Source organism: Aquibium oceanicum (assembly GCF_001889605.1).
GTDB lineage: Bacteria > Pseudomonadota > Alphaproteobacteria > Rhizobiales > Rhizobiaceae > Aquibium > Aquibium oceanicum.
The window spans coordinates 4,821,508-4,847,875 of sequence record NZ_CP018171.1 but is presented as its reverse complement, the minus strand read 5'-3'; the positions used below and the strand labels follow the sequence as shown (position 1 = coordinate 4,847,875).

Here is a 26,368-nt window from a genome sequence, read left to right as displayed (position 1 = left end):
AGACATGACCGGACAGGAAATCCAGTTCGAGGAGACGCTGAAAGGCGGCCGCTACTTCGTCCCCATGCCGAACGGCGAGGATTCGCGGCTCACCTTCGTGCGGGTGAGCCAAGACCGCGTCATCGCGGATCATACCTTCGTGCCGGTGCCCTATCGCGAGCAGGGGATCGCGGAACGGATGGTCGAGCGGCTCATCGCCGACGCGCGCGCCGGCGGCTACACGATCACGCCGACCTGCTGGTTCGTCGCCGACGAGTTCAAGCGTCACACCCCGGAATGGGACGACGTGCTGGCGCGCTGATCCTATTGCAGCCACTCGCCCGCGTCCCAGCCGATTTGCCCCCTCCGCCGGCATCGGCTAGGAGGGTCGGGTGCCTGTGCGTTTCGCGTCGGGCTCTCTCCGGAACCTGAAGCGCCCTCATGACAGAACGCGAGCTCATACCGGTCTTCGACGGCCACAACGACGTGCTGCTTAAGCTCATGACTTTGGGCGGGGCGGAGCCGGAACGCATGTTCCTCGACGGCACGCCCAAAGGCCATATCGACCTGCCGCGCGCGCGACAGGGCGGCTTCGCCGGCGGGTTCTTCGCCATCTTCCCACCGCCCGTCGGCCGGTCCATGGACATTTCAGGGCCGCCTCCGGGCGCCGGCAGGAACGCCGGCCTGCCCGCCGAACTCTCCCAGGCCGACGCGACGCAATCGACGCTCGCCATGGCCTCGATCCTCTTTCGGCTGGAACGGGCCTCCGAAGGGGCGCTGACGATCTGCCGGAGCGCGGCCGACATCCGCTTGGCCATGGAGCGGAACTCCATCGCCGCGGTGTTCCACATCGAGGGTGCGGAAGCCATCGATCCCGATCTTCAGATGCTGGACGTGCTTCACGCCGCCGGGCTGCGCTCGATCGGCCCGGTCTGGAGCCGCCGCAACATCTTCGGCGAAGGCGTCCCCTTCCGCTTTCCATCCTCCCCCGACACCGGTGACGGGCTGACCGACGCCGGCAAGGCGCTGGTCAAGGCCTGCAACCGGCGGAGGATCCTCGTGGACCTGTCCCACCTCAACGAGAAGGGCTTCCGCGACGTTGCTGCCATCACCGACGTCCCGCTGGTCGCCACCCACTCCAACGTCCACGCCATCTGCGCCTCCGCGCGCAACCTGACCGACTGGCAGCTCGGCGCGATCCGCGAAAGCCGCGGCATGGTTGGCCTCAACTTCGCCACCGGCTTCCTGCGCGAGGACGGCCGCATGGTCTCCAACACCGGCCTGGTCATCATGCTGCGCCACATCGACGCCCTGCTTGAAGCGCTCGGCGAGGACGGCGTCGGCCTCGGCTCCGACTTCGACGGCGCCCTCGTTTCCGCCTCGATCCGAGACGTCACCGGCTTGCCGAGGCTGATCGACGCCATGCTGGAGCACGGCTACGGCCGCGAGCTGGTCGAAAAGATCGCCTGGCGGAACTGGGTGGGAATGCTGGAGCGGACGATCGGGTGAGGGAGCGAGTAGGGAGTAGGGAGTAGGGACGGAGCGATCCTATCGCGGGCAGCAAGAATCCATCCTTGCAGCTTGCTTCGAGCCCAAAGACTTTTGCCTACTCCCTACTCCCTACTCCCTACTCCCTACTCCCTACTCGCTCCAACCAAGCCTTCCCGACCCCCCGATCCCTTATGATCGACAGCGGGTCCTGATGGTCCAGCCGCGAGGAGAGGCGATAGACTTCCAGCGTCTCGGCGTTCATGTCGCCCTTCTTGTAGAAGTACATGGCGGCCGCATAGCGCGTGCGGCCGGACCACGGCTCGCCGAGCGGCGTCCGGATCAGGTCCCAGTTCTCCGCGTCCTCGCGCGCGGCGTCGGCTTCGTTGGGCATCTCAGAAATCCGCGGGCGGTGTGGCCGTGCGCCGGTCGAGCTTGAAGAACGGGCGCGGCACCACCTTCGCCCGCTTCATCATCTTGATGTATTGCTGCTCGCGCATGGCATAGATCTCTACCCAGAGATCGTCGTTGCGAGTGTCGCCGTATGGGCGCGTCAGGCTGGCGATGGCGATGTTGCGCTTGGCGAGCGGTGACCAGATCGCGGCCGAGACGAGCCCCGCCTCCTTCTTCTTCCCGTGATAGACGATCGCGTGCTCGGCCGGCACGTTGCCCTCGACCTCCAGCCCCAGCAGGATGTGCTTCAGCGTACCCTTCCGCCGCGCATCGAGAATGGCGCGCCGGCCGTTGAAGAAGGGCTTTTCCGCGTCCACCATCCACCCGAGTCCGATCTCGTCGGGCATGCGCACGCGATCCTGGCGCACCGCGTGCTCGGCAGTCACGAAGTCGGCATTGGCGACGATGAAACCTGCCTCGATCCGCGCCCGGTTCAGTGCAGCGTAGCCGATGGCGCGCAGACCGCGCAGCCGCCCGGCTTCCCACAGGCGGTCCCACAGAGAAAGCGCCGCTGCGGCATCCACGAAGAGCTCGTAGCCGAGATCGCCGGTGAAGCCGGTCCGCGAGATCGTCACCGCGCCGCCCTCATGCGCGAACTCGGCGATGTCGAACGCCTTCAACCGCTCGATGCCTTCGAAGCCGGCGTCGCGCAGCAGGGCACAGGAGGTCGGACCTTGCAGCGCCAGCCCGGCGACCTCGTCCGTCTCATCCGCGACCGTGACGTCGAAGCCGGCCGCGCTGTCGAGCAACCAGGGCAGGTGCCGCTCCTGGCAGCAGAGCCGGAACCGCGTTTCGGAGAGGCGGAACAGCGTGCCGTCATCGAGCACGTGCCCCTCGTCGTCGCACCAGCAGGTGTAATGCACGCGGCCGGGCTTGAGCTTGCCCACGTTCCGCACCATCACCCGTTCCAGGCAGGCCTCGGCCTCCGGTCCTTCGATGCGGTACTTGACCATCGGCGAGATGTCGAACAGCGCCGATTGGCTGCGGATGGCGAAGTATTCGAGCTCCTCGTCCCACAGCGAGTGCGGCGCCTTGCAGCCGGCCCAGTTGTACCAGTCGTTGGTGTGGGCGAGTGCGGCCAGCCGCGGGTGGAACGGCGTCTCGCGGCGCAAGGTCCGCCAGTGATCCTGGCGTGCGATGCGGGCCGCGGTGGCGCTTTCTTCGATCGCGATCATGCCGCCGCGCCTTTCTGCTTCGTGCCGGCGAAGGCGACCGAGCGCGACGCGATGGCATAGGCAAATACAGGAAAGCTGACGCAACCGACGGTCATCTTCACACCCGCATCTCGATGATACGCTTGGCCGCGTTCCATCCCGGCGCGCCGGAGATGCCGCCGCCCGGATGTGAGCCAGCGCCGGCAAGGAACAGCCCCTCCAGCGGCGTGTCGTAGCCGTCGGCGCCGTGCACCGGCCGGTTCATCAGCATCTGGTCGACCTGCAACTCGCCGTGGTGCCAGTGCCCGCCCGGCATGCGGAACCGCGCCTCGATGTCGGCCGGGGTCAGGAGTTCGGCGTGGCGAACGGTCTTGCCAATGCCGGGCGAGTATCGCTCCAGCACATCGAGGATCGCCGCCTGGAACTTCGGCTTGCCCGTTTCCCACCCCTCCTTCAAGGCATACGGCGCATACTGCACCACCGCCGAAAGCACGCAGGCGCCGCTTGGCGCGAGCGAGGCGTCGGTCAGGCTCGGCAGGGTGATCTCCATCACCGGCTCGGGCGAGAATTCACCATACTTGCACGGATTGAAGGCGCGTTCGACGTGGTCGACCGACGGCGCGATCACCAGTCGCCCGCGCATCGCCTCCGGGCTCACGCCGGCAATCTTGGGCGGCCGGTCCAGCGCCAGATGCAGCTTGGCCGCGTCCCCCTTCATCCGGACGTTGTTAAGCGCGCGCACGAAGCCGGTGCCGACATGGCGCGCGCCGACGAGATCGATGAACGTCGTACGCGGATTGATGGCAGAAACCACCGTGCGGGCGCGGATCTCCTCGCCGTCTTCGAGGATCACGCCTGCTGCCCGATGGTTCTCGACGATGATCCGCCGCACGTCGGCGCCGCAGCGCACGGTGCAGCCCGCGGCACCCGCCGCGCTGGCGATCGCCGCGACAACCGCGCCCATCCCGCCCTTCGGCATCGCTTGTGCGCCGGGGACACCTCCCGTCTCCCCTGCCAGTCGGTAATAGAGTCCGAGCAGTGAGGTCGGCGAACGTGGCCCCAGATGCGCGCCGAGCGTCGCGTCGAAGGCGACCAGTCCCTTCAACCGGTCGTCGGCGAGGTGTTCGTCGAGAACGTCCGCGACGTTCATCAGCATCATGCGCAGGAACTCGCGCATGTCCTCCTTGCCGAGACGGCGCAGCGACAGCGCGGCGGAGCCGAGCGCGGACGCCTGCGACAGGTTCATGGAGGCGAGATCCGGCGGGCGGCGCGACAAAAACGGCTTCAGGATTCTGGCCTGGCGGAAGAGCAGCGCCCGCAGTTCGGACCATGCCGCCTTTTCCGTGCCGTCCACCGCGCCCTCCAGCGTCTCGCCATAGGCGCCGGAAAGCGTCAGCGGATTGCCGTCCGGCGAAAGTGCCGTTGACGACGCGCCGGGGCCGCTCTCGAAAGCGAGACCGTGCCGGGCTAGGTCGAGACCCTTCACCATTTCCGGGTGCAGCCGGTTGACGATATGCGCCAGCCCGGAGACGCGGAAGCCGGGCGCGAATTCGTGCGTGCAGGCGCCGCCTCCCGGTGCGTCCGCCGCCTCCAGAACCAGCACCTTGCGGCCGCTGCGGCCGAGTGCCGCGGCGCAGGCGAGGCCGTTATGGCCGCCGCCGATGACGATCGTGTCCCACTTCGTCGCCTCAGATGACGTCATGGGCCGGGCTCATGTGCTTGGCGCCGCGCTTCAAATCGCGCAGGATCTCGGCCGCGGCGTTGCGCCCGGGCGCGCCCATGACGCCGCCGCCGGGATGGGTCGACGAGCCGCACATATAGAGCCCGCCGATCGGCGAGCGGTACTGCGCGTATCCCGGTACCGGGCGGTTGAACAGCAACTGGTCGAAGGTCAGTTCGCCCTGGAAGATGTTGCCCTCGGTCAGCCCCACCTCCGCCTCGAGTTCTCGCGGTGTGCGCACCTCCATGTGCACGATGCGGTCGCGGAAGCCCGGCGAATATTCCGCGATCTGCGAGATCACAGTCTCGCCGAAGGCGTCGCGGTCGGCGTCCGTCCAGTCGCGGCCCTCCACCTTCGGCGGACAGTACTGCACGAAGCAGGACATGAAGTGTTTTCCCGGCGGCGCCATCGTCGGGTCGAGCGTGGTCGGAATGACGACGTCGAGGAACGGGTCGGCCGACCAGCGCCCGTCCTTCCAGTCGTCGTAGGCGCGCTCCATCCGCTCGATCGAATCAGTGAAGTGCAGGTCGGCCTGCATGCAGGGCGAATCCTTGGGCAGGGCGGGAAACTCCGGCATCGTGTCCAGAGCGATGTTGACCTTGCCCGACGAGCCCCGGATCTTGAAGTTCTTCACCTGGCGCAGGAAGGTTTCGGGCAGGTCGCGTTCCTCGACCAGGGTCAGGAAAGTCCGCTTCACGTCGGCGTTCGATACCACCATTTTCGCACGGATTTCCTCGCCGCCGGCCAGGACCACGCCTTGCGCCTTGCCGTCTCGCACGAGGATGCTAGCGACTTCCACGCCGGTGCGGATCGTTCCCCCGGACGCCTGGAAGGAGGCGGCGAGCGCGTTGCTCACCGCGCCCATGCCGCCGCGCGCGAAACCCCATGCGCCGACCGAGCCGTCGACCTCACCCATGTAGTGGTGCAGCAGGATGTAGGCGGTGCCGGGCGACATCGGCCCGAGCGCGGTGCCGATGATGCCCGAGAGGGCGAAATACGCCTTGATGACGTCGGTCTCGAAATACTCGTCGAGGAAGTCGGCGATCGACATGGTCCAGAACCGTAGCGTCCGCGCCATCTCGTCGGCGCCTAGCCCCGCGAACTTCCGGCCGAGATACAGGAGTTCGCCGAGGTCGCGCGGCCGGAGCGAGGTGGGGTCGGGCGCGGTGCGCATGAGCAGCGGCTGGATGAAGCGGCACTGGCGCGTCACGTCGCGTGAATAGCGGTCGTAGGCCTCGGCGTCGCGTGGGGAGAAGCGGGCGAACTCGCGCCGGTGCGCGTCGTGGTCGCGGTAGTTGGCGAGATAGTCGCCGTCGCGCGTGAACACCGCGCCGCCCTCGTAGGCGATGACCTGCAGCCCGTGCCGCGGCAGTTCCAGGTCGCGCATGATCTCGGGCCGGAACAGCGAGCAGACATAAGAGCAGTTCGAATAGGTGAAGCCCGGTGTCAGCGAACGGCTGACCGCGGCGCCGCCGATCCAGTCGTTCTTTTCGACCACCAGCACGTCGAGACCGGCGCGCTGCAGATAGCACGCGTTGACGAGGCCGTTATGCCCCGCACCGACGACGATGGCGTCCCATTCCTTCATGCGTCTGCCTGACGAAACCTGCTCTCTCGGCGCAAATCTGGCATGAGCGATCCGCGCCTGTCCAGCCATTTTGATTGAATGTTCAACAAACGAGGTTGCGTTTTCCTCATGGTGCGCTAGGCTTTGCGGTAGTTTTTCATCCTTGTCGCACGAGATCGGAGACCGGGAATAGGAGTATGGATGAACCGCTGGTGAGCGAGCCCGAATACGACGATGCCGCCATCCGCTTCCTCGAGGCGCTGTGGGGCGAAGGCTATCTGTCGCCGGGCGGTCCCGAAGAGGTCGACCGGGTGCTCACCGGCATGTCTCTAATGGGCAAGACTGTGCTCGACATCGGCTGCGGGGCCGGAGGCATCACCATGCATCTGGTGGAGCGCCACGACGCGGCGCACGCCACCGGCTTCGACGTGGAGGAGCCGGTGATCGTGACGGCGCGCGACCGCGCCTGGCGGCGCGGCCTTTCGGGTCGGGTGGACTTCATCCAGGCCCCGCCCGGCCGGCTGCGCTTTCGCGACGCCAGCTTCGACGTCGTCTTTTCCAAGGATGCTCTCCTGCACGTGCCGGACAAGGACGCGCTGTTCGCGGACATTTTCCGCATCCTCAGGCCGGGCGGTGAATTCGCTGCGAGCGACTGGATGATCTCCCATGACGGAGAGCCGTCCGAGGACATGAAGGCCTATGTCGCGGCGGAGGGATTGAGCTTCGCCATGGCCTCTCCCAAACGCTACCGCGCGGCGATGGAGAAGGCGGGGTTCGTCGCCGTCACCACGGTCGACCGCAATCCGTGGTACCGCGATGTCGCCCGCGCCGAGCTCGAGAAACTGAAGGGTCCGCTCTACGAAAGAGCAGCGGCGGCCGTCGGCGAAGCCTATGTCGACAAGAACATCCACACATGGGAAGCGATGCAGAAGGTGCTTGACAGCGGCGAGCACCGTCCCACTCATCTGAGAGGGAGGAAGCCGGGCTGATGCTGCTCGCACCCAAACAGAGTGACGCCATCATGTCCGAAACGACGGTCAGCGACCGCCGGCCCGATGCCGAGAAGAAGGGACGCAAGGCCTCGAAGGAAGTCCGCAGGCAGCAGCTAATTGACGCCACGATCGATTCGCTCGCGAAGCGCGGTTATGCCGAGACGACGCTGGCCGACGTCGCCGACGGCGCCGGCCTGTCGCGCGGCATCGTAAACTTCCATTTCGAGAGCAAGGAAAAGCTGCTCGTCGCCACCCTGCAGTTCATGTCGGAGGAGTATGCGGCGCACTGGCGCGCGGCGCTCGACAAGGCCGGCGAGGATCCGGCGCGCCAGCTCTGGGCGCTCTGCGCGGCCGATTTCGATCGCGCGGTGTGCAACCGCCGCAAGCTCGCCGCATGGTGCGCCTTCTGGGGCGAGGCGAAGTCGCGCCCGACCTATCAGGCGCTCTGTGGATCGCGCGACCAGACTTATCAGAACGTGCTTGTCGACATCTGCACGCGGCTTCGCGACCAGGGCGGCTACGCCATCGAACCGCGCGCGACGGCGCTCGCCATCAATGCGATGCTGGAAGGGCTCTGGCTGCGCCTGATGATGAGCACCGAGGAAGTTTCCCGCGAAACCGCTTTCGCCGCGGCGGCCGAGATGCTCTCGGCCACCTTCCCGAAGCATTTCGCAAGGGAGGCAGGCGGGAAGATCAAACCAGCATGAAAATCAAACGAAAAATGGGAGCATGCATGATGAAGACCTTCAGGGAACGACTGGGACATTCCACCGCGCTGGCGCTCGCCGGCCTTCTGACACTGCCTGTGATCGGGCCGGCGCTCGCCGCCGACGGCGATCTCGTCATCTTCGACTGGTCCGGCTATGAGGACCCCGCCTTCCATCCGCGCTACACCGAAAAGTATGGCGATTCGCCGACCTTCACCTTCTTCGGCGACGAGGACGAGGCGTTCGAGAAACTGCGTTCCGGCTTCAAGGCGGACCTGTCGCATCCATGCTCGCAGAGCGTCTCGAAATGGCGCGAGGCGGGCCTGTTGCAGCCGCTCGACACGTCCCGGATCGAAGGATGGGATGATCTCCTGCCGGGCCTGATGTCGATGAAGGATCTCGCCACGACCGAAGACGGCAAGGCGTGGTTCATGCCCTGGGACTGGGGCAACACTTCGCTCACCTACAACACCGAGAAGATCGCGCTCGAGGATGTTGGAAGCCTCAAGGCTTTCGCCGATCCCAAGTTCCAGGACCGCGTCTCGCTTCCCGACAATGTCGACGATGCCTATGCGCTGGCTTCGCTCGCCATCGGTCTCACGGACTGGACGCAGATGACGGACGAGCAGTTCCAGCAGGCGTCGGACTTCCTGCGCGAGGTACACAAGAACGTACGCATGTACTGGACCGACAACACCGAGATTGTCCAGGCGATGGGCGGCGGCGAGGTCGATCTCGCCTGGGCCTGGAACGACGCGGCGACCCAGCTCCAGCTCGACGACAAGCCGGTAGCCATGAACAAGAACACGGAGGAAGGCGTGACCACCTGGGTCTGCGGCTACGTTCTCCTGAAGGATGCGCCCGGCAGCCTCGACAAGGCCTATGATTACCTGAGCGCCGTCAACGCCGATCCGGAAGTCGCCAAGTACCTCGTCAACGACTGGGGCTACGGTCACGGCAACGCCAAGTCCATGTCCGCCGTCGATCCCGCGGTGCTGGAGGAGAAGGGCTATGCGAGCGTGGACAAGTTCGTCGACAAGACGCTCTTCCAGTCGCCCCTGCCGCCGGAACTCAAGCTCAAGATGATCGCCGAGTTCGAGAAGATCAAAGCCGGCTACTGACCTTTCGCGGGCGCCGCTGCCGGTCTTCGCGGGGGCGGATCGCGGCCGGCGTCCGCAGCGAGCCGTCGCATCATGGATGCGACGGCTCGATCCTCTTGCCAGCCGCGTCGAAGGCGTGGAGCTTCGCCTTGGGTACGGAGATCGCAATGCTGTCTCCCGGCCTGGCGCTCGCCCGGCCCGCGACGCGCACGATCACCGGGCTTCCCGCCGCGGTGCCGTGCAGGAAGCTCTCCGCTCCCACGGGCTCCACCGCGACGGCCTTGAAGTCCAGCGACAGCCCGCCGTCCGCCTGGCCCACCACCACGTCCTCCGGCCGGAAGCCGACCTGCGCCACCTTGCTTCCCGCGAATCCGTCGCCCGCGACGGCGGAGCCGTCCGCGAAGGCGAGCCCCGTTCCATTTGCCGTCACCGGCAGCAGGTTCATCGGTGGCGCGCCGATGAAGCTCGCCACGAAGGTGCTCGCCGGCTTCTCGTAGATGTCGAGCGGCGCGCCGACCTGCTCGACGATGCCGGCGTTCATGACCACCAGCTTGTCGGCCAGCGTCATCGCCTCCAGCTGGTCGTGGGTGACGTAGACGGAGGTCACGCCGAGCGACCGCTGCAGGTTCTTGATCTCGACCCGCATCTGGCCGCGCAGCTTGGCGTCGAGGTTCGACAGCGGCTCGTCGAACAGGAACACCTTGGGGCTGCGCACGATCGCCCGCCCCATGGCGACCCGCTGGCGCTGCCCGCCGGAAAGCTCGCGCGGTCGCCGCTGCAGGAGGTTCGACAGTTCGAGGATCCGGGCGGTCTCGTTCACCCGCCTGTCGATCTCGGCCTTGTCCATGCCCCGGTTGCGCAGCCCGTAGGCCATGTTGTCGTAGACCTTCATGTGCGGGTAGAGCGCGTAGTTCTGGAACACCATGGCGATGTCGCGCTCGGCCGGACCGATGGCGTTCACCACCTTGCCGTCGATCGAGATGTCGCCGGCGGTGATCGTCTCCAGCCCCGCGACCATTCTCAGCAGCGTGGACTTCCCGCAGCCGGACGGGCCCACAAGCACGCACATCGCACCATCGGCTATGTCGATCGAGACGCCTTTGACCGCCTCGACGCCTCCCGGATAGGTTTTCCTGACGTTCTTCAGATCGACGGTTGCCATTCAGATCACTTCTCGGTTTCGACGAGGCCGCGCACGAACCAGCGCTGCATCAGCACCACCACCAGCACCGGCGGCAGGATGGCCAGCATGCAGGTCACCATCACCAGGTGCCATTCCGTGTCGGCGTCGGCAAAGGAGATCATCTTGCGCAGTCCGATGACGATCGTGTTCATGTCGTTGCTGTTGGTCACCAGCAGCGGCCACAGATACTGCGTCCAGCCGTAGATGAAGAGGATCACGAACAGCGCCGCGATGTTGGTGCGCGACAGGGGAAGCAGGATGTCCTTGAAGAAGCGCCACGGACCTGCTCCGTCGACCCGCGCCGCCTCCAGGAGTTCGGCGGGGATGGTCATGAAGAATTGCCGGAACAAGAGCGTCGCGGTCGCGGACGCGATCAGCGGCAGGATGAGCCCGGTGTAGGTGTCGATCAGGTTGAGGTCGACCATCACCTTGTAGGTCGGCAGGATGCGCACCTCGACCGGCAGCATGAGCGTGATGAAGATCGTCCAGAAGAAGAACATCCGGAGCGGAAACCGGAAGAAGACGATCGCGTAGGCCGACAGGATCGAGATCACGATCTTCCCGACCGCAATGCCAAGCGCCATGATCGTGCTGTTGATCAGCAACCGGTCGACGCCCACGCCGCCGATCCGCCCGATGCCGCCGAAAAGGGCCGTGTAGTAGTTGTGGAAGAACTCGCCGCCCGGCAGCAGCGGCAATGGCGGCCGCAGGATTTCTCGCAGCGTCAGCGTCGAGGCGACGAAGGTGTAGTAGATCGGGAAGGCGACGATGAGGATCCCGACGATCATCACCAGATGCGCCACGACGGTGCGGCTGCGCGACTGTCCGATCACGGCGCCAGCCCTCTGCCGTGAAAGAGCAGGCCGGCGTCAGCCATAGTGCACCTTCTTTTCGACGTAGCGGAACTGCACGGCCGTCAGCGCGATGACGATGATCATCAGGATGACCGACTGCGCGGCCGAAGTGCCCAGCTGCAGGTTCACGAAGCCGTCGTTGTAGACCTTGTAGACCAGCGTCTCTGTGGCCTTGCCCGGTCCGCCGCCGGTCACGGCATGGATGATGCCGAAGGTATCGAAGAAGGCATAGGTGGTGTTGATCACCAACAGAAAGAAGGTGATCGGCGCCAGCAGGGGAAAGACGATGGTCCAGAACCGCTTGGTCTCGCCGGCCCCGTCGATCGCGGCGGCTTCGATGAGCGTCTTGGGGATGGACTGTAGCCCCGCCACGAAGAACAGGAAATTGTAGCTGATCTGCTTCCACGCCGCCGCCGCGATGATCAGCACCATCGCCTGGTTGCCGTTGAGCAGCGGGTCCCAGTTGTAGCCGGTGGAGCGCAGCATGTAGGCGAAGGTTCCCATGGTCGGGTTGAACAGGAACAGCCACAGCATGCCGGCGATCGCCGGTGCCACCGCATAGGGCCAGATCATCAGCGTGCGGTAGATGCCGCGGCCCTTGACGATCTTGTCGGCCATGGTCGCCAGAAGCAGCGCGATCGCCATGGCGCTGACGGCGGTGGCGACGGAGAAGATCACGGTCACCTCGACCGAATTGAGATAGCTCGGCTCGGCGAGCACGCGCTTGAAATTGGCGAGCCCCACGAAGCGCGACTTCAGCCCAAACGGGTCCTCGCGCAGCAGCGACTGATAGAGCGCCTGCGCGGCCGGCCAGTAGAAGAAAACCAGGGTGATGGCGAGCTGCGGCGCCAGGAGCAGGTAGGGCAGCAGACGGTGGGGAAATGTGCCGCGTGCCGTCACGGGCTATCCTTCGGAAAAAATCGATGTCCGCCCGCGCGGCTTGTCCACGCGGGCGGGAAGGGGATCGAATGCCGGCTTCTATTAGTTGCCGAGCGCCTGCTGGATGGCCGCGTTGCCGCGTTCCACCGCGTTGTCGAGGGCCTGCTGCGCGGTCTGTTCGCCGGCGAGCATCTTCTCGAATTCCTCATTCTCGATGTCGCGGACCTGCGGCATGTTGACGATGCGGATGCCCTTCGAGTTCGCCGTCGGCTCCTTGCCCATCATCTGGGTGATCGGGGTCTCGCGGCCGGGGTTCTTGTCGTAGAAGCCCGACGCCTTCGTCGCCTCGTAGGCCTCCATGGTCACCGGGAGATATCCCGACGCCTGGTGGAGGCGCTGCTGGATCTCGGGCTGCGAGAGGAACTGGAAGAAGGCCGACACGCCTTCGTACTCGGCGTCGTCATGGCCGGCGAAGACCCAGAGGCTGGCGCCGCCGGGAATGGTGTTCTGCGGCGCGCCTTCGAGGTCGGGATAGTAAGGCAGCTGGCCGATGCCGTAGTTGATGCCCGACTTCACGACGTCGCCGAGACCGCCCGACGATTCAGTCAAGATGCCGCATTCGCCCGAGAGAAAGAGCTGCTTGGCCTCGGAGGTGCGGCCACCGTAACGGAACACCTCTTCCTTCGCCAGGTCGGCGATGTTCTGGAAGTGCCTGACGAAGGGCTCGGTGTTGAACGTCAGTTCGATGTCCGTGCTCGCCAGGCCGTTTTCGTTGGTGGCGTACTGCAGGTTGTTCCAGGCCGAGAAGTTCTCGAGCCCGATCCAGGTCAGCCAGGTCGTGGTGTAGCCGCAGGCCGCCGCGCCGCTTTCCTTGATCTTGCGGGCGGCGTCGAACACTTCCGGCCAGGTCTTGGGCGGATTGGCCGGATCGAGGCCGGCTTTCTCGAAGACGTCCTTGTTGTAGTAGAGGATTGGCGAGGAGGAGTTGTAGGGGAAGGAGAGCATCGTGCCGTCGGGCTTGGAATAGTAGGCGACGATGCCCGGCAGGTACTTGCTCTTGTCGAACGTGCCGCCGCCCATGGACAGGATCTCGGCAACAGGCTTCACGGCGCCCTCGGCCGACATCATGACGCCGGTGCCGACGTCGAAGACCTGGATGATGTGCGGTGTCTGGTTGGCGCGGAACGCCGCGATCCCGGCGTTCAGCGTCTCGGGATAGGTGCCCTTGAAGACGGGCGTGACCTTGTATTCGGACTGGCTCTCGTTGAACTCCTTCGACAGGGTCTCGACGACCTCGTTGTTGGCACCCGTCATGGCGTGCCACCAGGAAATGTCCGTTACGGCTAGGGAAGGGACGGCGGAAAAGATGAGAAAGCCGGCTGACAAAGCCGCTGTCGTGGTGCGAAGAGACATGTTTCACTCCCGATGTCTTCATTGGCGGAGGGGAATTCCGCGGATGGGAGTATCGTTCCTGTGCGACGCCGGGACAACAGTTTTGTTTCACTTCGATGACATTCGCCGGCTGACGAAAAGGAAGCGAACCCGGCAGCGACGCTGCGCCGCGCAAACGCGCGGCAACGAGGGCTTGCCATCGATGCTGGCCAGGTTCGGCGTCTGTGGATAAGCGATACCGGAACAGGAAATCATCATGATGGATGTCATCGTCGTCGGCGCCGGGTTCGCTGGCCTTTCGGCCGCGCGGGAACTGACGGACAAGGGTTTTCGCACACTGGTGCTGGAGGCACGCGACCGCGTCGGCGGGCGCGTGGAATCGGCGGTGAACGGGCTCGGCGAGCGCTTCGACACGGGCGGACAGTTCCTGTGCGACGACATGCCGGAGGTGATGGCTCTCGCGCGCCGCCATGGAAAGACGCTGGCGGAGACCTCCTTTGAGGGCGACGACATCGCGCAGCCGCCCCTGCCGCAGCGCGATTTCGCCTTGGCCGGGCAGGGGGCCACCGCGCTTCGCGAGAGGCTGAACCGTATCGACCCCGCCGATCCCGCGATCGCCGGGCTCACCGTTGCCGGGTGGCTGGCAAAGCAGCCGGAGAGTGCGGTTCAGAAAGCCGGCTTTCGATCCATGATCGAAGGCCTCTGGTGCCATGCACTGGAGGACATGCCGTTGTGGCATCTCGCCGAGACCGACCGCCGCATCACCAACCAACAGTCGGAGTTGCAGTACCAGATCACCGAGACCATGCATTCGCTCGCCGAGGACCTTGCCGAAGGCCTCGACGTGCGGCTGCGGGAAGGGGTGATCGCCCTCCGCCAATCCGGGAACTTTGTCGAAGTCAGGACAGCGCAGTCGCTCGTCGAGCCAAAGGCCGTCGTCCTCGCCGTTCCCCCGGCGGCGGCTGCGCGTATCGCGTTCGATCCCGTGCCGGCGCCGCGGCTGCGCCACGCGCTCGACGCCTGGGCCTCGGGCAGCGTCGTCAAGGCCGTAATCCGCTATCCCGCCGTTTCTGGCGGGAGGCGGGCAGGAGCGGTGTGGTCATGTGGCACGATCCGGTCGGGCTCTTCGCCTGCGACACCAGCCAGTCCGACGATCGACCGACCCTTTCCTTCTTTGCCGGCGGCCCGGCCGCGAGGGCGATGAGGGGGCTGTCGGAACAGGAGATGCGTGACGACATCTCCGCCCGCCTCGCCGCGGCGCTCGGACCGCAGGCGCGCAACCAAGCTGCCTTCGACCTGCGCGTCTGGATGGCGCCGGAAGACGGCGGCTATGGCGACGTGATCATGGATGTCGCGGCGACGGACGCCGAGGCCGTTCTGCGCGAAGGCTTTTCGCGCATCCGCTTCGCCTTCTCGGAACTCTCGCCGAGCTTCCCCGGCTACGTGGAAGGCGCCATCATCGCCGGACGCGCGGCGGCGCGCCAGGTCATGGGGCTTCTTTCGCAGGCCTGAGCCGTCTGTCCCGGTCTACTCGCTCATGTCGCGAAGGGTCTGCATCTTGACGATCTTCACCTTGCGAAGGCTCGGAAGGCGCACGATGCCCTTCTCCTTCAGCTTGGAAAAAACGCGCGACACGGTCTCGATGGTGAGACCGAGATAGTCGCCGATGTCGCCGCGCGACATCGGCAGTTCGATCTCCTCCAGATCGCCCTGGCGCGCCGCCATGTCCATCAGGAAGGCTGCCACGCGTTCGGCGGCGTTCTGGCGGCCGAGCACCAGGAGATGTTCCTGTGCCCGAACAAGGCTCTCGAGGGCGAGGGGAAGGAGTTCGCGGGATGCGTCGGCACCGGCATGCTGGCGGATCACGCGGATGCCGGTCGCGCCGATCGTCTCGGCAAAGAAGTGGTGCGTCTTGCCGGTCTCGAATCCGAAGACCTCGCCGGCGAGATGGAAGGCAGCGATCTGGCGGCGTCCGTCGGCCAGGAGCCTGTAGACGCGAACCGCGCCGAATTCCACCTGATAGAGGTCGCCGGCCTTCTCGCCCTGGGCATAGATCTCGGACCCGGCCGCGTAGAGCGTAGCGGGTTGCACAGAAGATGGTGGCAGCAGCGCCTCGAAGCCCGTCCCGGCTCCGGTGCCGAGGGGAGTGGCGCTACGGAATTCCCTGGAGGTGTGGATGGTCATCGATCGCTCCCGCTCTTGGTGTCGGGAAGAACCTCGCCCAAATCGGCGGCGGGCGAAATTCGGTCATGTCCCTACGGGGAACTACGTAGACGGTGTCGTCGTCACCGCTTCGAGGGCAGCGTCCGAGATCGCTTCGATGAGCGCCGGGCCCAGGAGCGGCTTCGGCAGCGACCGGAACACGAACTTTCCGGCTGGGACGGGAAGCTTGTCCAGCAGCACCACGACGGGGCGCGAGGCGCCGGCCAGTTCGGCCAGCCGCGCCAGGCTCTGTTCCCCGCCCACGATCGCATCCTCGTCCACGATCGCGCACGAGAAGCCGACCTCCTCCGGCGCGGAAAAGAACGTGCCGAAGCCGTCGTGCGAAACGACCTTCAGGCCCTCCGCTTCGAGGGTGAACTCGATCGATCTGCGAAGTTCCGCGGCTGGAACTACGACCAGAACGGTCTTCGGCGGCTGCAACGTCTTTTCTCCCGCGCATGCGCGGACGAAAGGTCCGGCAAGGGGGAATCGTCTACACCGATGCGGCGGAATGCACCTTGAGCCAAATCAAAATTGCGCTGGGGCAGAAGCTATTTCAGACCGAAACCGGCCGCGAGCGCCATCCGCACCAGCTCCGGCAGGCTGCGCGCCTCCATCTTGGCCATCACGTTGGCGCGGTGGACCTCGACGGTCCGGGGGCTGATGTCGAGGTCGTAGGCGATCGTCTTATTGGCATGGCCCGCCACCACGCCCGAGAGCACCTCGCGCTCCCGCTCGCTCAGTTGGCCGAGCCGCTCGAGGATCGCATGGACATCCTGGCCGCCGGCGTTGCGGTCGAGTTCCCGCGCCGCGCGTTCGATCGCCGCGATCAGCACCTCGTCCTCGAAAGGCTTCTCGATGAAGTCGAGCGCCCCAGCCTTCATCGCCTCCACAGCCATCGGCACGTCGCCGTGGCCCGTGATGACGATGGCCGGAATGTTCACCCCCGCATCCTTCAGTTTCCGGATCAGGTCGACGCCGCTGAGGTCGGGCATGCGTAGGTCTGTCACCAGGCATCCGTCGCGGATCGTCGGTGCGGCCGCAAGAAAGGCCGTCGCCGACTCATGCAGGCGCGCCGCGAAGCCGGAAACGGTCAGCATGAAGGCCAGCGATTTGCGCACCGGTTCCTCGTCGTCGACGATGTGGACGATGTAGTCACCTCTCTCCATCGGAGCCCTCGTTCCTGATTGCCGGCAGGGTGAAGCGGAAGGTGGCCCCGCCGCCGGCATTGGGGCTCGCTTCCATGCGGCCGCCATGGGACTCTATGATTCGCTTCGAAATCGAAAGCCCGATCCCCATTCCCCCGGCCTTCGAGGTGACGAAGGGCTGGAACAGTCGCGCCGCGATCTCCTCCGAGACGCCCGGTCCGGTGTCCGACACCTCCACGGCCACCATTTCGCCGCCGTCGGGCAAGGTCCGGATCGTCAATTCGCGCTTGTCGCTGTCGCGCATGGCTTCCATGGCGTTGCGCATCAGGTTGATCAGCACCTGCTGGACCTGGACGCGGTCCGCGAGCACGAGGCTCGCGCCGGGGTGGTAGTCGAAGACGGTGCGGACACCACGCTCGCGCGAGCCGACGAGCGCCAGCGCGCCGGCTTCCTCCACCACCTTGCGGATGTCCTCGGCGGTCTTCTCGGTTTCCCCGCGCATGACGAATTCGCGCAGGTGCCGGATGATCTGTCCGGCCCGCAGCGACTGCCGTGATATCTCCTCCAGCGCCTCGCGCATGCGCGAGGCCATTTCGTCCTCGACATTGCGCAGGAGCCGGCTGCAGCCTTGCGCATAGTTGGCGATCGCCGAGAGCGGCTGGTTGAGCTCGTGCGCCAGCGTCGAGGCCATTTCGCCCAGTTCGTTCAGACGCGCCAGCCGTGCGAGCTCGCCCTGCACCTCCTGGAGGCGGGCTTCCGATTCCTCCCGCTCCGTCAGGTCGCGGATGAAGCCGGTGAAGTAGAGCCTGTCCTTGGCTTTCATCTCGCCGACCGCGAGCTTCATGGGAAACGTCGAACCGTCCTTCCTCCGGCCGACCACAACGCGGTCGGTGCCGATGATCCGCTTTTCGCCGGTCACGAGATAGCGATGCATGTAGCCGTCGTGCTCGCCGCGATAGGGTTCGGGCATCAGCATGCGTACGTTCTGCCCGATCACCTCGTCGGACTTGTATCCGAACTGGCGAACGGCGGCGGAGTTGAACGAGACGATCGTGCCGTCCTTCTCGATCACGACGGTGGCGTCGAGCACCGTGTCGAGGATCGACTTGAGATGCGCCTCGCGTTCCTCGAGCATCGCCTGGGTGCGGGCGGCGATGGTGCGGGCACGGTGCACGCCTTCGCCGATCGCGATCGTGGCCAGGCCAACCGCCGCGTGGACGGCGAATTCCACCGGGCCGATGGTCCCGGCGGCGTCGAGTGTGCCGAAGTACCAGGCGCCGCCGAGCGAGAGCGCCAGCGACAGCACCGCGGGCCCGAGACCACATAACGTTGCCGCGATCAGGATCGCCGGAACGAAGGGCGTGAAGACGGCACCGTCCTCCAGGAACCCGTGAAGCAGATAGCGGATGACGAAGAGCACGAGCACCGCTCCGGCCGCGACGCCGTAGGCGGTCGCGCCGCGGCATTCGGCAAGCAACGTCGCGGAAGCACTCCGCCGCACGGTCTCGGAACCGGGGCTAGAACGCATCGGCCCGTCCGGCCGTCCGCCTGCTCCCTCCGCTCACGGCCTTGCCGCGCACGCGCGCGGGAAACGCTTCGTCCAAAGGCGCAATCTCGACCGGCATCACTGCGCAACCACTCCTCGATGCGCCGATACTGGCAACTTCCACCCTGCGTGGTCAATGATCCATCCGGGCAAAGGCAGGTGCAGCGGGGATAACGGCAGACCCCGGCCGGGCAGATCGGCCAGGCCGGGGTCCGGTGTCGGCCGCCTGCGTAGCGCTAGGGCTTCTCGACGCGGGCCACCTGATAGGTGTGCATGGCGCCGCCGCTGCTGACGGACACGTATTCGCCGGTCACGAAGCGTTCCTCGCCGAGCCGGAAGCCGACCTCGTCGTCGCGATCGCCTTCAGCATAGTCGAAGTACCACTGGCCGCCGGGCTTGCGGCGCAGCCGGCCGATGCGATCGTCGGCGCCATGGCGGAAATGCCTCACCCGGCAGACGTCCTGATGCTTCTTCCACTCGGCCGGGTCGAGGTGGCCTTCGGTTTCGAGCGGCACGAGGATGTCGTAGCCCTCCTCGCGGTCACCGTCAGGGTGCCCCTTCTCCCGCGCGAGCAGGAGGCGCACGTGGCGGAATTTCGGGGTGAGGTCCTTCAACTGTGTCATGGGTGGTTTCCTTTCCTGCCGCGACTGTTAGCGAGGCGGGAAAGCCGGGCCTTGATCGGCATCAAAAGCGGCGGTCAGCCGGCCGGGGCGAGTACCAGGCGCAGATGGGGCGCAAGCACGAACGCGCCGTATCCGACCGCCGCCGCGGCGGCGCTCGCCACGACGAGGGGCGTCCAGTAGCGGACGGGGCCGGCCACGGCCGCGACGAACAGGCGGCCGAGCGCGTTCGCCGCCAGCGCCAGCAGGACCGCGACCGCGACAGTCTCCGCCGGAACCGCCTGGCCTACCAGCCGCAGCGAACTCAGCACCGCCACGTCGACGTCGAACGTGCCCGAGATGGCGGACACCGCGACGAGGCCCCGGTCGTCGATCAGCCCCGCGATCGCCGCGCTCGCCGTGGAGACGATCGCAAATAGGAGGGCGAACAGGAGCAGGGGCCCGACGTCGAACGGGTTGCGGGTTGCGGGTTCGAGCGCGCTCCCGCCGGCGGCGCGGATGAGCAGCAAGGTCCCCGCTCCGGCGAGGACCGCCGCGGCGGCCAGGATCGGCAGCCCCGTATATGCGAGCACGCCCGGTTCTATGATCAGCGTCACCACCGCAACGCGCAGGACCGAGACCATGGCCGCGAAGCAGGCCGCGCCGGCGAACCGTCCCGTCTCCGCCCCGCCCTCCGCCTTCGCGGCGCGGCCGAGCGCGAGCGTCACGGCGGTGGACGAGACGATGGCGCCGGTGAGGGCGCTGACGAGGAGCCCCCGCGCCGCGCCGAAGATTCGCGTCGCGGCATAGCCGAGGAAGGAGATGGCTGCCGTCAGCACGGTGAAGAACCAGATCTCGTGGGGGTTGAGCCCTCCCCAGGGGTCGATGGTGCGGTCGGGCAGGATCGGCAGCACGATCGCCGTCATTACGGCGAGCACGAGGGCGGAGCGGAGTTCGATCCAGGTGAGGCGGCGCAGCAGCCCGTGCAGCACCTCGCGGCTCGCCAGCACGGCGGCGAGGAACGCGCCGCCCGCCGCCGCCGCGACGTAGTCGCCGACCACGGCCAATGCACCGAGCGCGAAGACTGCGAGCCCGGCCACCACCCCGGTGACGCTGTAGTCCTCGTCGTGCGCGGCTTCGCGCGCCTTGAACCAGGCAAGCACCGCGCCGTAGCCGAGGAAGCCTGCCGCCAGGATCAGCCCGCTTGCGAACTGCTGCGCCAGTGCCGCCAGGATCCCGCCGGTGAGCCCCGAAATTCCGTAGGTGCGGATGCCCGCCGTGCGGCTTCGGTCCGGCGCGTCGCGCTCGCGCCAGCCGCGTTCCAGCCCGACCAGAAGTCCGATCGCCAGCGCCAGCCCGAGCCGCGGAATGAGGGGATCCATCGCTTGGGCTTCTTCAGGCGTCCGCCATGGGAAGGTGGTCGCGGGTCCAGCGCACGATCTGGGAAGTGTTCATCGCGCCCGAGGCGCGGCCGATTTCCTTGCCGCCATGGTAGAGGATCATCGTCGGGATGCCGCGGATGCCGAGATTGCCTGCCACGGCCTGTTCGGCATCCGAGTTGAGCTTGATCAGCCTCACACTCGGCTCCAGTTCGCGCGCCGCCGCCTCGAAGGCGGGCGCCATCATCCGGCAGGGGCCGCACCACGGGGCCCAGACGTCGACCAGCACCGGCACGCTGCTGCGGCCGATCTGCCGCTCGAAGGTCGCCCCGTCAACGTCCTCCGGATGTCCCGAAAACAGCGGCGCGTGGCACTTGCCGCATTTGGCGTCCTCCGGGCGGCGCGAAGCCGGCACCCGGTTGACGCCAGCGCACTTGCTGCAAACGATCAGGCTTTCCTCAAGCATCCTGGTTCCTCCTCGCGCCCGGGATCATTCCTGGATGCTCTCCATATAGGTGACGATGTCATCCGCTTGCGTGGCATCCGGCTCGAAATCCGGCATCACCGCGTGGCGCAGGAACAATCCGCCGAGCATCTCCTGCCGCAGGGTCTCCAGCGACCGCAGCTTGCCGAGGTCCCCGAAGGCCGGTGCCCTCGGATTTGCGCCTGCATCGGACCGCGCGATGGCGTGGCACTCGGCACAGTTCGCCTCGGCGATCCGCTTGCCGCGGAAGGCGCTCTCCGCATCGCCCGCGATCGCGCTGCCGCAGGTAAGCGCCAGTGCCGCACAGACTGCAAGCTCCTTGGTCTTCATAGATCACTCCCCACCCGCACCACTATCGCACTCTAGGCCGGCTGCCGCATGCGTCCTTGATTGGCGTCAAACGACGACTGGCCCACGCCGCCGCGTAGCGCCCGCAGGGCGTTGACGATCACCGCCACGTCGATCCCCTCCTGCAGAAGCGCCCCGGCGACCGGCGTGACATAGCCGAAGGCGGCGAAGAGCATCGCGATACCGGAAAGGGCGAGGCCAGTGACGACGCTCTGATAGGCGATGGCACGGGTGCGGCGGGCGATCGCGACGGCCTCGGCCACCGGCTTCAGGCTGTCGGTCAGGATCACGATGTCGGCCGCCTGCGAGGAGGCGGTCGCGCCGCGCGCGCCCATCGCGATCCCCACCGTGGCGGCTGCGAGCGCCGGTGCGTCGTTGATGCCGTCGCCGACCATCAGCGTCGGCGCGCTCGCGCGCTCCTCGCGCACGACGTCCACCTTGCCGGACGGGGTCGCGCCGGCGAGCACCCGGTCGAGGCCGAGCGGAGCCGCGACGCGCGCGGCCGCGGCCTCGTCGTCTCCCGTCAGCATCACTGCGCGGCCGATGCCGTTTCGGCGCAGCGCGGCGATGGTGGCGTGCGCATCTGCCCTCACGCCGTCGCCGAACACGAATATGCCCACGAGCATCCCGTTCGCCGACAGATAAACGGTAAGCACCGGCTGACCTTCGTAGCGCTTGATCGTCTTCTCCGCCCACAACGGCAGTGGTTCCGTGCCGCACACGAATGCGCGCGACCCGGCGATCACGCGGACCCCGTCCACGATGCCTTGCAACCCCGAGCCGCGAGATTCCTTCACCTCGCGCGGCGGCGACAGGGCGAGCGCGTGGCTCCTCGCAGCTTCCACCGCCGCGAGGGCGACCACGTTGCCCGAGGCCTGCTCGAGGGACCCGAGCAGTCGCAGAACCTCGTCGCCGTCACGTCCCGGCGCGGCCTCGATCTCGAGCAGCCCGGCACCGCCATGGGTCAGCGTTCCGGTCTTGTCGAAGATGACGGTTTTCGTCTGGGCCAGCGCCTCGAGCGCCGCGCTTCCCTTCATCAGGACGCCGGCGCGCGCGGCACGCGAGACGCCGGAGATAAAGGCCACCGGCGCGGCCAGGATCAGCGGGCAGGGGGTCGCGACCACCAGCACGGCCAGCGCACGGATCGGGTCTCCCGAACCAAGCCATGCGGCTGCGGCGATGATGAGCGTGGCGGGCAGGAGCAGGAGGGCGAAGCGATCCGCCATGCGCATGAAGGGCGCCTTGGCGGTCTGCGCGGCCTGCACCATCCGCACGATCCCCGCATAGGTGCTTTCGCCCGCGATGGCGGTCGCCCGCATGCGAAAGCTCTCGGCGGCATTCACGGTGCCGCTGAGGAGAACGTCGCCGAGCCGGCACCGCTCGGGAAGCGGCTCGCCCGTCACCGCCGCCGCGTCGATGGAGGCATGCTCATCGAGCAGGACCCCGTCGACCGGAAGCACTTCGCCGGCGCGGACCAGGAGTTCGTCGCCGACCGCCACCTCATCGGCCGGTATCTCCTCCAGCTTGCCGCCTGCGAGCCGCCGCGCGAAGCGGGGCGACCGGTCGGTGAGCGCCTTCAGGTTGCGCTCGGCCCGGCCTCTGGCGAAGTCCTCCAGAACGCTGCCACCGGCATACATGATTGCCACCACCACGGCGGCCAGCGCCTGGTCGAGCAGCAGCGCCGCCGACATGGAGACCAGCGCGATCGCGTCGACACCGAAGCGCCCGATCCAGAAGTCCCGCACGATGGAGACTGCAAGTGTCAGGACCAGCGGCAGCGTCGCGGCGGTCCAGACGAGGTCCTGCGAAAGCCGGCCGCTATCTGCCGGTAGAAGGAAGCCCGCGAGAAGGCCGCCCACTGCAAGGAGCAGCAACGCCCTGCGCAGCAAGCTTTCATTCGGAGCGGCCACGGCAGACGACCGCATCAAAGGCTGTCGATCACCTCGGAAAGCATGGTCCGGACCTCCTCGGCGACCTCGCCCAGGGACGGGTTCTCAATCGCCTGCATGGAAGCGACCGGATCGACCGCGGCGATCTCCACCTCGCCCGGTGCATGTTCGGTGACGATGACGTTGCAAGGCAGCATGGTCCCGATCTTGTCCTCGGCCTGCAGCGCACGCCAGGCGAGATGGGGATTGCAAGCGCCGAGGATCGTGTAGGGCTTGCCGTCGACGCCGAGCTTGTTCTTCATCGTCGCCCTCACGTCGATGGTGGTGAGCACGCCGAAGCCCTTGTCGGCCAGTGCTTTGGTGACATGGTCGACCGCCTCGTCGAACGGCATGCTGACGGTCTTGCTGAAATAGTAGCCCATGGTCGTTTCCTCTCTTTGTCTCGTTTTGGGTTGCTGCGGCCGACGCAGCTTGCATCCGTCCTGCATTTGCAAGACGGTCGCGTTCGCAGGTTACCTTGCTAGGCTGCGAACGGCAGCGCGGCATTGATCCAGGACAACGACGCCCGGCACCGCCCCGCCGCATGAGACGACGCGAAGGAGAGCAGACAGGTGACGATCAGAAATCTCGAATTCGCGGTGCGCCCACGCTCGGTCGCCATAATCGGTGCCTCGGTCAAGCCGGGGTCGGTGGGGCGCGTGGTCACGGACAACATCGTCAATGGCGGCTTCGAGGGCGATATCTGGCCGGTGAACCCGAAGTACGGGGAGGTTTCTGGCATCCCCTGCTACCCCGATGCGGCATCGCTTCCGGGTGTTCCCGACCTTGGCGTCGTCGTAACGCCGCCGCAGGTGGTGCCTCAGGTGATCCGCGAACTCGGCGAGAAGGGCACGCGCGCGGCCGTGGTCATTACCGCAGGGCTCACGCGGGAGAACGGGCTTCGGCAGGCGATGCTGGATGCGGCCAGGCCGTATCTTTTCCGCATCATCGGGCCGAACACGCTCGGCCTCATGATCCCGCCGCTGAAGCTCAACGCCGGTTTCGCCCACATGGCCCCGAGGGCGGGCAAGATCGCGTTGCTTTCGCAGTCCGGCGCCATCGCAACCTCGCTCATCGATTGGGCCGCCGACAACAATCTCGGCTTTTCCCATCTCGTCTCGCTGGGCGACATGGCCGACGTCGACGTCGGCGACTATCTCGACATGCTGGCGGGCGACGCCGGCACGAAGGCGATCGTCATGTATCTCGAGACGATCCCCAATCCGCGGAAGTTCATGTCCGCCGCCCGCGCGGCGGCCCGCATCAAGCCGGTCATCGTGGTAAAGTCGGGCCGCCACGAACAGGCTGCGGCCGCGGCCGCGACACATACGGGCGCGCTGTCGGGTGCCGATCGGGTGGTGGACGCGGCGCTGTCGCGCGCCGGCATCCTGCGCGTCGAGGGACTGGCCGAACTCTTCGACGCCGCCGAGACGACGGCGCGGTTCTCGCCGCTCGCCCGATCGCGTGTCGGCATCGTCACCAATGGCGGTGGGGCCGGCGTTCTCGCCGTAGACCAGTTGATCGATTGCAAGGGCGAATTGGCTGAACTCTCTCCCGAAACGATCGAGAAGCTGAACGCGTCGCTGCCGGCGACATGGTCCCATGCCAATCCCGTCGACATCATCGGCGACGCGCCGCCCGAGCGCTACGTCGCGGCGGTGCAGGCCGTAGCGGACGATCCGGGCACGGACGCGATCATGGTGCTCAACTGCCCGACCGGCCTAGCCTCGCCGGTGGACGCGGCCCGGGCGGTCGCGGCGCTGACACACAACGGCACGATCAACCGCAAGCCCGTGCTCACCTGTTGGCTTGGCGAACATACGGCAAGGGAAGGCCGCCAGATCCTCCACGATGCCGGCGTGGCGAGCTATGCGACCCCGGCCGACACGGCCATGGCTGTCTCTTACCTCAGCGATTGGTCGCGCGCCCAGGAAGCGCTCATGCGCGTGCCGTCGAGCCGCAGCGAGGACGCGCCGAGCGATCGCGCCGCCGTCCTCGAAATCTTCCGCACCGTCGCGCGCGAAGGCCGGCGCATGCTGACCGAGCCGGAAGCAAAGGCGGTCATCGGCGCCTATGGCATCCCGGTCCCGGAGACGATCGTCGCGGAGACGCCGGGAGAAGCGCGGGACGCGGCGCGCAAACTGCTGAAGGATTGGGACAGGATCGTCGTGAAGCTCCTCTCCAGGGAGATTTCGCACAAGTCCGACATCGGCGGCGTCGTCCTCGACATCGACAGCGAGGAGGCCGCCTTCGAGGCCGCCGAGACCATCCGGGACCGCGTCGCGAAAAAGGCGCCGGGGTCCGCCGTCGATGGCTTCGCAGTGCAGCCGATGGTGGTCCGCCGCCACGCGCAGGAACTCATCCTCGGCATGAGCCGCGATCCGATCTTCGGGCCGGTGGTGCTGTTCGGCGCCGGCGGCACGGCGGTCGAGATCATGGACGACACGGCCATTGCGCTACCGCCGCTCGACGACGTGCTCGCCGGGGACCTGATGGATCGCACCCGTATCGGACGGCTGCTCAAGGGCTACCGCGACCGAAAGCCGGCCGACCGCGCCGCGATCGCCTTGGCCCTCAACGGCCTGTCGCAGCTGATCGTCGACTTTCCCTGCATCGCCTCGCTCGACGTCAATCCGCTGCTCGCCGATCCGCAAGGCGTCATCGCGCTCGATGCGCGCGTCGAGATCGATCCCGCCCGCGTCGAGGAGGCCGGCCCCAACCCCGACCTCGCCATCCGCCCCTATCCCGCGGAATGGGAGCAGACCTTCTCGGCCGGTGGCATGGATTTCCTGATCCGGCCGATCAAGCCGGCCGACATCGCGCTCTATCCGGAATTTCTCGACAAGACCTCGCCCGACGACATCCGCTTCCGCTTTCTGGCCCCGCGCAAGCGCTTCACCGATGACATGCTGAAGCGGCTGACCCAACTCGACTACGAGCGCGACATGGCGTTCGTCGCCATAAGACAGGATACCGGCGAGCTTGCCGGCATCGGACGCCTCTCCAGCGATCCCGACCACGTCTCCGCCGAATATGCGCTGCTGGTGCGCACCGATCTCCAGGGACACGGCCTCGGCTTCGCCCTGCTTCGCCGCATCATCGACTATGCCCGATCGGAAGGCATCCGCCGGGTGGAGGGTATCGTGCTGACGGAAAACCGCAGGATGCTCGACATGTGCCGCGATTTCGGTTTCACGCTCGACCGCCACCCGCAGGAAGCCGGCGTCAGCCTCGCCACGCTGGACCTCGTCTGAACGTCCCCGGCC

The 26,368-nt window shown here is 66.6% G+C and carries 24 protein-coding genes and 1 pseudogene; 7 read left to right on the top strand and 18 right to left on the bottom strand.

Features of this window, described 5'->3' with window-relative positions; all coding sequences use genetic code 11:
- Positions 1-4: 4 nt before the first annotated feature.
- Positions 5-301 carry a GNAT family N-acetyltransferase gene (locus BSQ44_RS23680; protein WP_072607497.1) on the top strand — a complete coding sequence of 99 codons (297 nt, stop codon included), beginning with the start codon at positions 5-7 and terminating at the stop codon, positions 299-301.
- 119 nt (positions 302-420) lie between these two features.
- Positions 421-1,488, top strand: a complete 1,068-nt coding sequence (locus BSQ44_RS23675) for a dipeptidase (RefSeq protein ID WP_072607496.1) — start codon at positions 421-423, stop codon at positions 1,486-1,488.
- A 118-nt stretch (positions 1,489-1,606) separates the two neighbouring features.
- On the opposite strand, the gene BSQ44_RS23670 is transcribed toward BSQ44_RS23675, so the two are convergent.
- The 4 genes from BSQ44_RS23670 to BSQ44_RS23655 form a co-directional block, all read right to left on the bottom strand.
- Positions 1,607-1,861 carry a hypothetical protein gene (locus tag BSQ44_RS23670; RefSeq protein WP_072607495.1) on the bottom strand — a complete coding sequence of 85 codons (255 nt, stop codon included), beginning with the start codon at positions 1,859-1,861 and terminating at the stop codon, positions 1,607-1,609.
- 1 nt (position 1,862) lies between these two features.
- Positions 1,863-3,095 (bottom strand): aminomethyl transferase family protein, encoded by a 1,233-nt coding sequence (locus tag BSQ44_RS23665; protein WP_072607494.1) that lies wholly within the window; start codon positions 3,093-3,095, stop codon positions 1,863-1,865.
- Positions 3,096-3,192: 97 nt separating this feature from the next.
- On the bottom strand, positions 3,193-4,776 hold the full coding sequence (locus tag BSQ44_RS23660; protein WP_072607493.1) for a phytoene desaturase family protein: 1,584 nt from the start codon (positions 4,774-4,776) through the stop codon (positions 3,193-3,195).
- Positions 4,763-6,382, bottom strand: coding sequence for a phytoene desaturase family protein (locus tag BSQ44_RS23655; RefSeq protein WP_072607492.1), 1,620 nt, complete (start codon positions 6,380-6,382; stop codon positions 4,763-4,765). The genes BSQ44_RS23660 and BSQ44_RS23655 overlap by 14 nt, the downstream gene beginning before the upstream one ends.
- Positions 6,383-6,558: 176 nt before the next feature.
- On the opposite strand from BSQ44_RS23655, the gene BSQ44_RS23650 reads away from it, so the two are divergent.
- Genes BSQ44_RS23650 through BSQ44_RS23640 form a run of 3 tightly spaced genes read left to right on the top strand, consistent with a single transcriptional unit; the run spans position 6,559 to position 9,181 of the window.
- Positions 6,559-7,350, top strand: a complete 792-nt coding sequence (locus BSQ44_RS23650) for a methyltransferase domain-containing protein (RefSeq protein WP_072607491.1) — start codon at positions 6,559-6,561, stop codon at positions 7,348-7,350.
- Positions 7,351-7,382: 32 nt separating this feature from the next.
- A complete protein-coding gene (locus BSQ44_RS23645; protein WP_072608255.1) occupies positions 7,383-8,060 on the top strand; it encodes a TetR family transcriptional regulator C-terminal domain-containing protein in 678 nt (225 codons plus the stop codon).
- 29 nt (positions 8,061-8,089) lie between these two features.
- Positions 8,090-9,181 carry an ABC transporter substrate-binding protein gene (locus tag BSQ44_RS23640; protein WP_072608254.1) on the top strand — a complete coding sequence of 364 codons (1,092 nt, stop codon included), beginning with the start codon at positions 8,090-8,092 and terminating at the stop codon, positions 9,179-9,181.
- A 70-nt stretch (positions 9,182-9,251) separates the two neighbouring features.
- On the opposite strand, the gene BSQ44_RS23635 is transcribed toward BSQ44_RS23640, so the two are convergent.
- From BSQ44_RS23635 to ugpB, 4 genes are all read right to left on the bottom strand, one after another.
- Complete coding sequence (locus BSQ44_RS23635) at positions 9,252-10,322, bottom strand: sn-glycerol-3-phosphate import ATP-binding protein UgpC (protein WP_072607490.1); 1,071 nt, start codon at positions 10,320-10,322, stop codon at positions 9,252-9,254.
- Between the two features lie 5 nt (positions 10,323-10,327).
- Positions 10,328-11,131: a sn-glycerol-3-phosphate ABC transporter permease UgpE gene (gene ugpE, locus BSQ44_RS23630; RefSeq protein ID WP_235633445.1), complete on the bottom strand. Its 804-nt coding sequence runs from the start codon at positions 11,129-11,131 to the stop codon at positions 10,328-10,330.
- Between the two features lie 81 nt (positions 11,132-11,212).
- Complete coding sequence (gene ugpA, locus BSQ44_RS23625; RefSeq protein ID WP_072607488.1) at positions 11,213-12,097, bottom strand: sn-glycerol-3-phosphate ABC transporter permease UgpA; 885 nt, start codon at positions 12,095-12,097, stop codon at positions 11,213-11,215.
- Positions 12,098-12,178: 81 nt separating this feature from the next.
- The gene (gene ugpB, locus BSQ44_RS23620; protein ID WP_072607487.1) at positions 12,179-13,489 is read right to left on the bottom strand and encodes a sn-glycerol-3-phosphate ABC transporter substrate-binding protein UgpB; all 1,311 of its coding nucleotides are present in this window, start codon (positions 13,487-13,489) and stop codon (positions 12,179-12,181) included.
- A 235-nt stretch (positions 13,490-13,724) separates the two neighbouring features.
- On the opposite strand from ugpB, the pseudogene BSQ44_RS23615 reads away from it, so the two are divergent.
- Positions 13,725-14,980 (top strand): annotated as a pseudogene (locus BSQ44_RS23615) (flavin monoamine oxidase family protein).
- Positions 14,981-14,995: 15 nt separating this feature from the next.
- On the opposite strand, the gene BSQ44_RS23610 reads toward BSQ44_RS23615, so the two are convergent.
- The 10 genes from BSQ44_RS23610 to BSQ44_RS23565 all read right to left on the bottom strand — a co-directional run bounded on the left by BSQ44_RS23610 (position 14,996) and on the right by BSQ44_RS23565 (position 23,485).
- The gene (locus BSQ44_RS23610; RefSeq protein WP_072607486.1) at positions 14,996-15,652 is read right to left on the bottom strand and encodes a helix-turn-helix domain-containing protein; all 657 of its coding nucleotides are present in this window, start codon (positions 15,650-15,652) and stop codon (positions 14,996-14,998) included.
- Between the two features lie 81 nt (positions 15,653-15,733).
- Positions 15,734-16,111, bottom strand: a complete 378-nt coding sequence (locus BSQ44_RS23605) for a response regulator transcription factor (RefSeq protein ID WP_072607485.1) — start codon at positions 16,109-16,111, stop codon at positions 15,734-15,736.
- A gap of 110 nt (positions 16,112-16,221) precedes the next feature.
- The gene (gene fixJ, locus BSQ44_RS23600; RefSeq protein WP_072607484.1) at positions 16,222-16,839 is read right to left on the bottom strand and encodes a response regulator FixJ; all 618 of its coding nucleotides are present in this window, start codon (positions 16,837-16,839) and stop codon (positions 16,222-16,224) included.
- The gene (locus BSQ44_RS23595) at positions 16,826-18,346 is read right to left on the bottom strand and encodes a PAS domain S-box protein (protein WP_083534888.1); all 1,521 of its coding nucleotides are present in this window, start codon (positions 18,344-18,346) and stop codon (positions 16,826-16,828) included. Before BSQ44_RS23595 ends, fixJ begins: the two co-directional genes overlap by 14 nt.
- Before the next feature lie 254 nt (positions 18,347-18,600).
- On the bottom strand, positions 18,601-18,987 hold the full coding sequence (locus BSQ44_RS23590) for a hypothetical protein (protein WP_072607482.1): 387 nt from the start codon (positions 18,985-18,987) through the stop codon (positions 18,601-18,603).
- 74 nt (positions 18,988-19,061) lie between these two features.
- Positions 19,062-20,345: an MgtC/SapB family protein gene (locus BSQ44_RS23585; RefSeq protein WP_072607481.1), complete on the bottom strand. Its 1,284-nt coding sequence runs from the start codon at positions 20,343-20,345 to the stop codon at positions 19,062-19,064.
- 13 nt (positions 20,346-20,358) lie between these two features.
- Complete coding sequence (gene trxC, locus BSQ44_RS23580; RefSeq protein ID WP_072607480.1) at positions 20,359-20,808, bottom strand: thioredoxin TrxC; 450 nt, start codon at positions 20,806-20,808, stop codon at positions 20,359-20,361.
- Positions 20,809-20,832: 24 nt separating this feature from the next.
- Positions 20,833-21,156: a c-type cytochrome gene (locus BSQ44_RS23575; protein WP_072607479.1), complete on the bottom strand. Its 324-nt coding sequence runs from the start codon at positions 21,154-21,156 to the stop codon at positions 20,833-20,835.
- Positions 21,157-21,188: 32 nt separating this feature from the next.
- Complete coding sequence (locus BSQ44_RS23570) at positions 21,189-23,063, bottom strand: heavy metal translocating P-type ATPase (RefSeq protein WP_335622602.1); 1,875 nt, start codon at positions 23,061-23,063, stop codon at positions 21,189-21,191.
- Between the two features lie 35 nt (positions 23,064-23,098).
- Positions 23,099-23,485: a DUF302 domain-containing protein gene (locus tag BSQ44_RS23565; RefSeq protein ID WP_072607477.1), complete on the bottom strand. Its 387-nt coding sequence runs from the start codon at positions 23,483-23,485 to the stop codon at positions 23,099-23,101.
- A 189-nt stretch (positions 23,486-23,674) separates the two neighbouring features.
- Here BSQ44_RS23565 and BSQ44_RS23560 point away from each other — a divergent pair, with 189 nt between their 5' ends.
- Positions 23,675-26,356, top strand: a complete 2,682-nt coding sequence (locus BSQ44_RS23560) for a bifunctional acetate--CoA ligase family protein/GNAT family N-acetyltransferase (protein WP_072607476.1) — start codon at positions 23,675-23,677, stop codon at positions 26,354-26,356.
- The last annotated feature ends 12 nt before the right edge of the window (positions 26,357-26,368 follow it).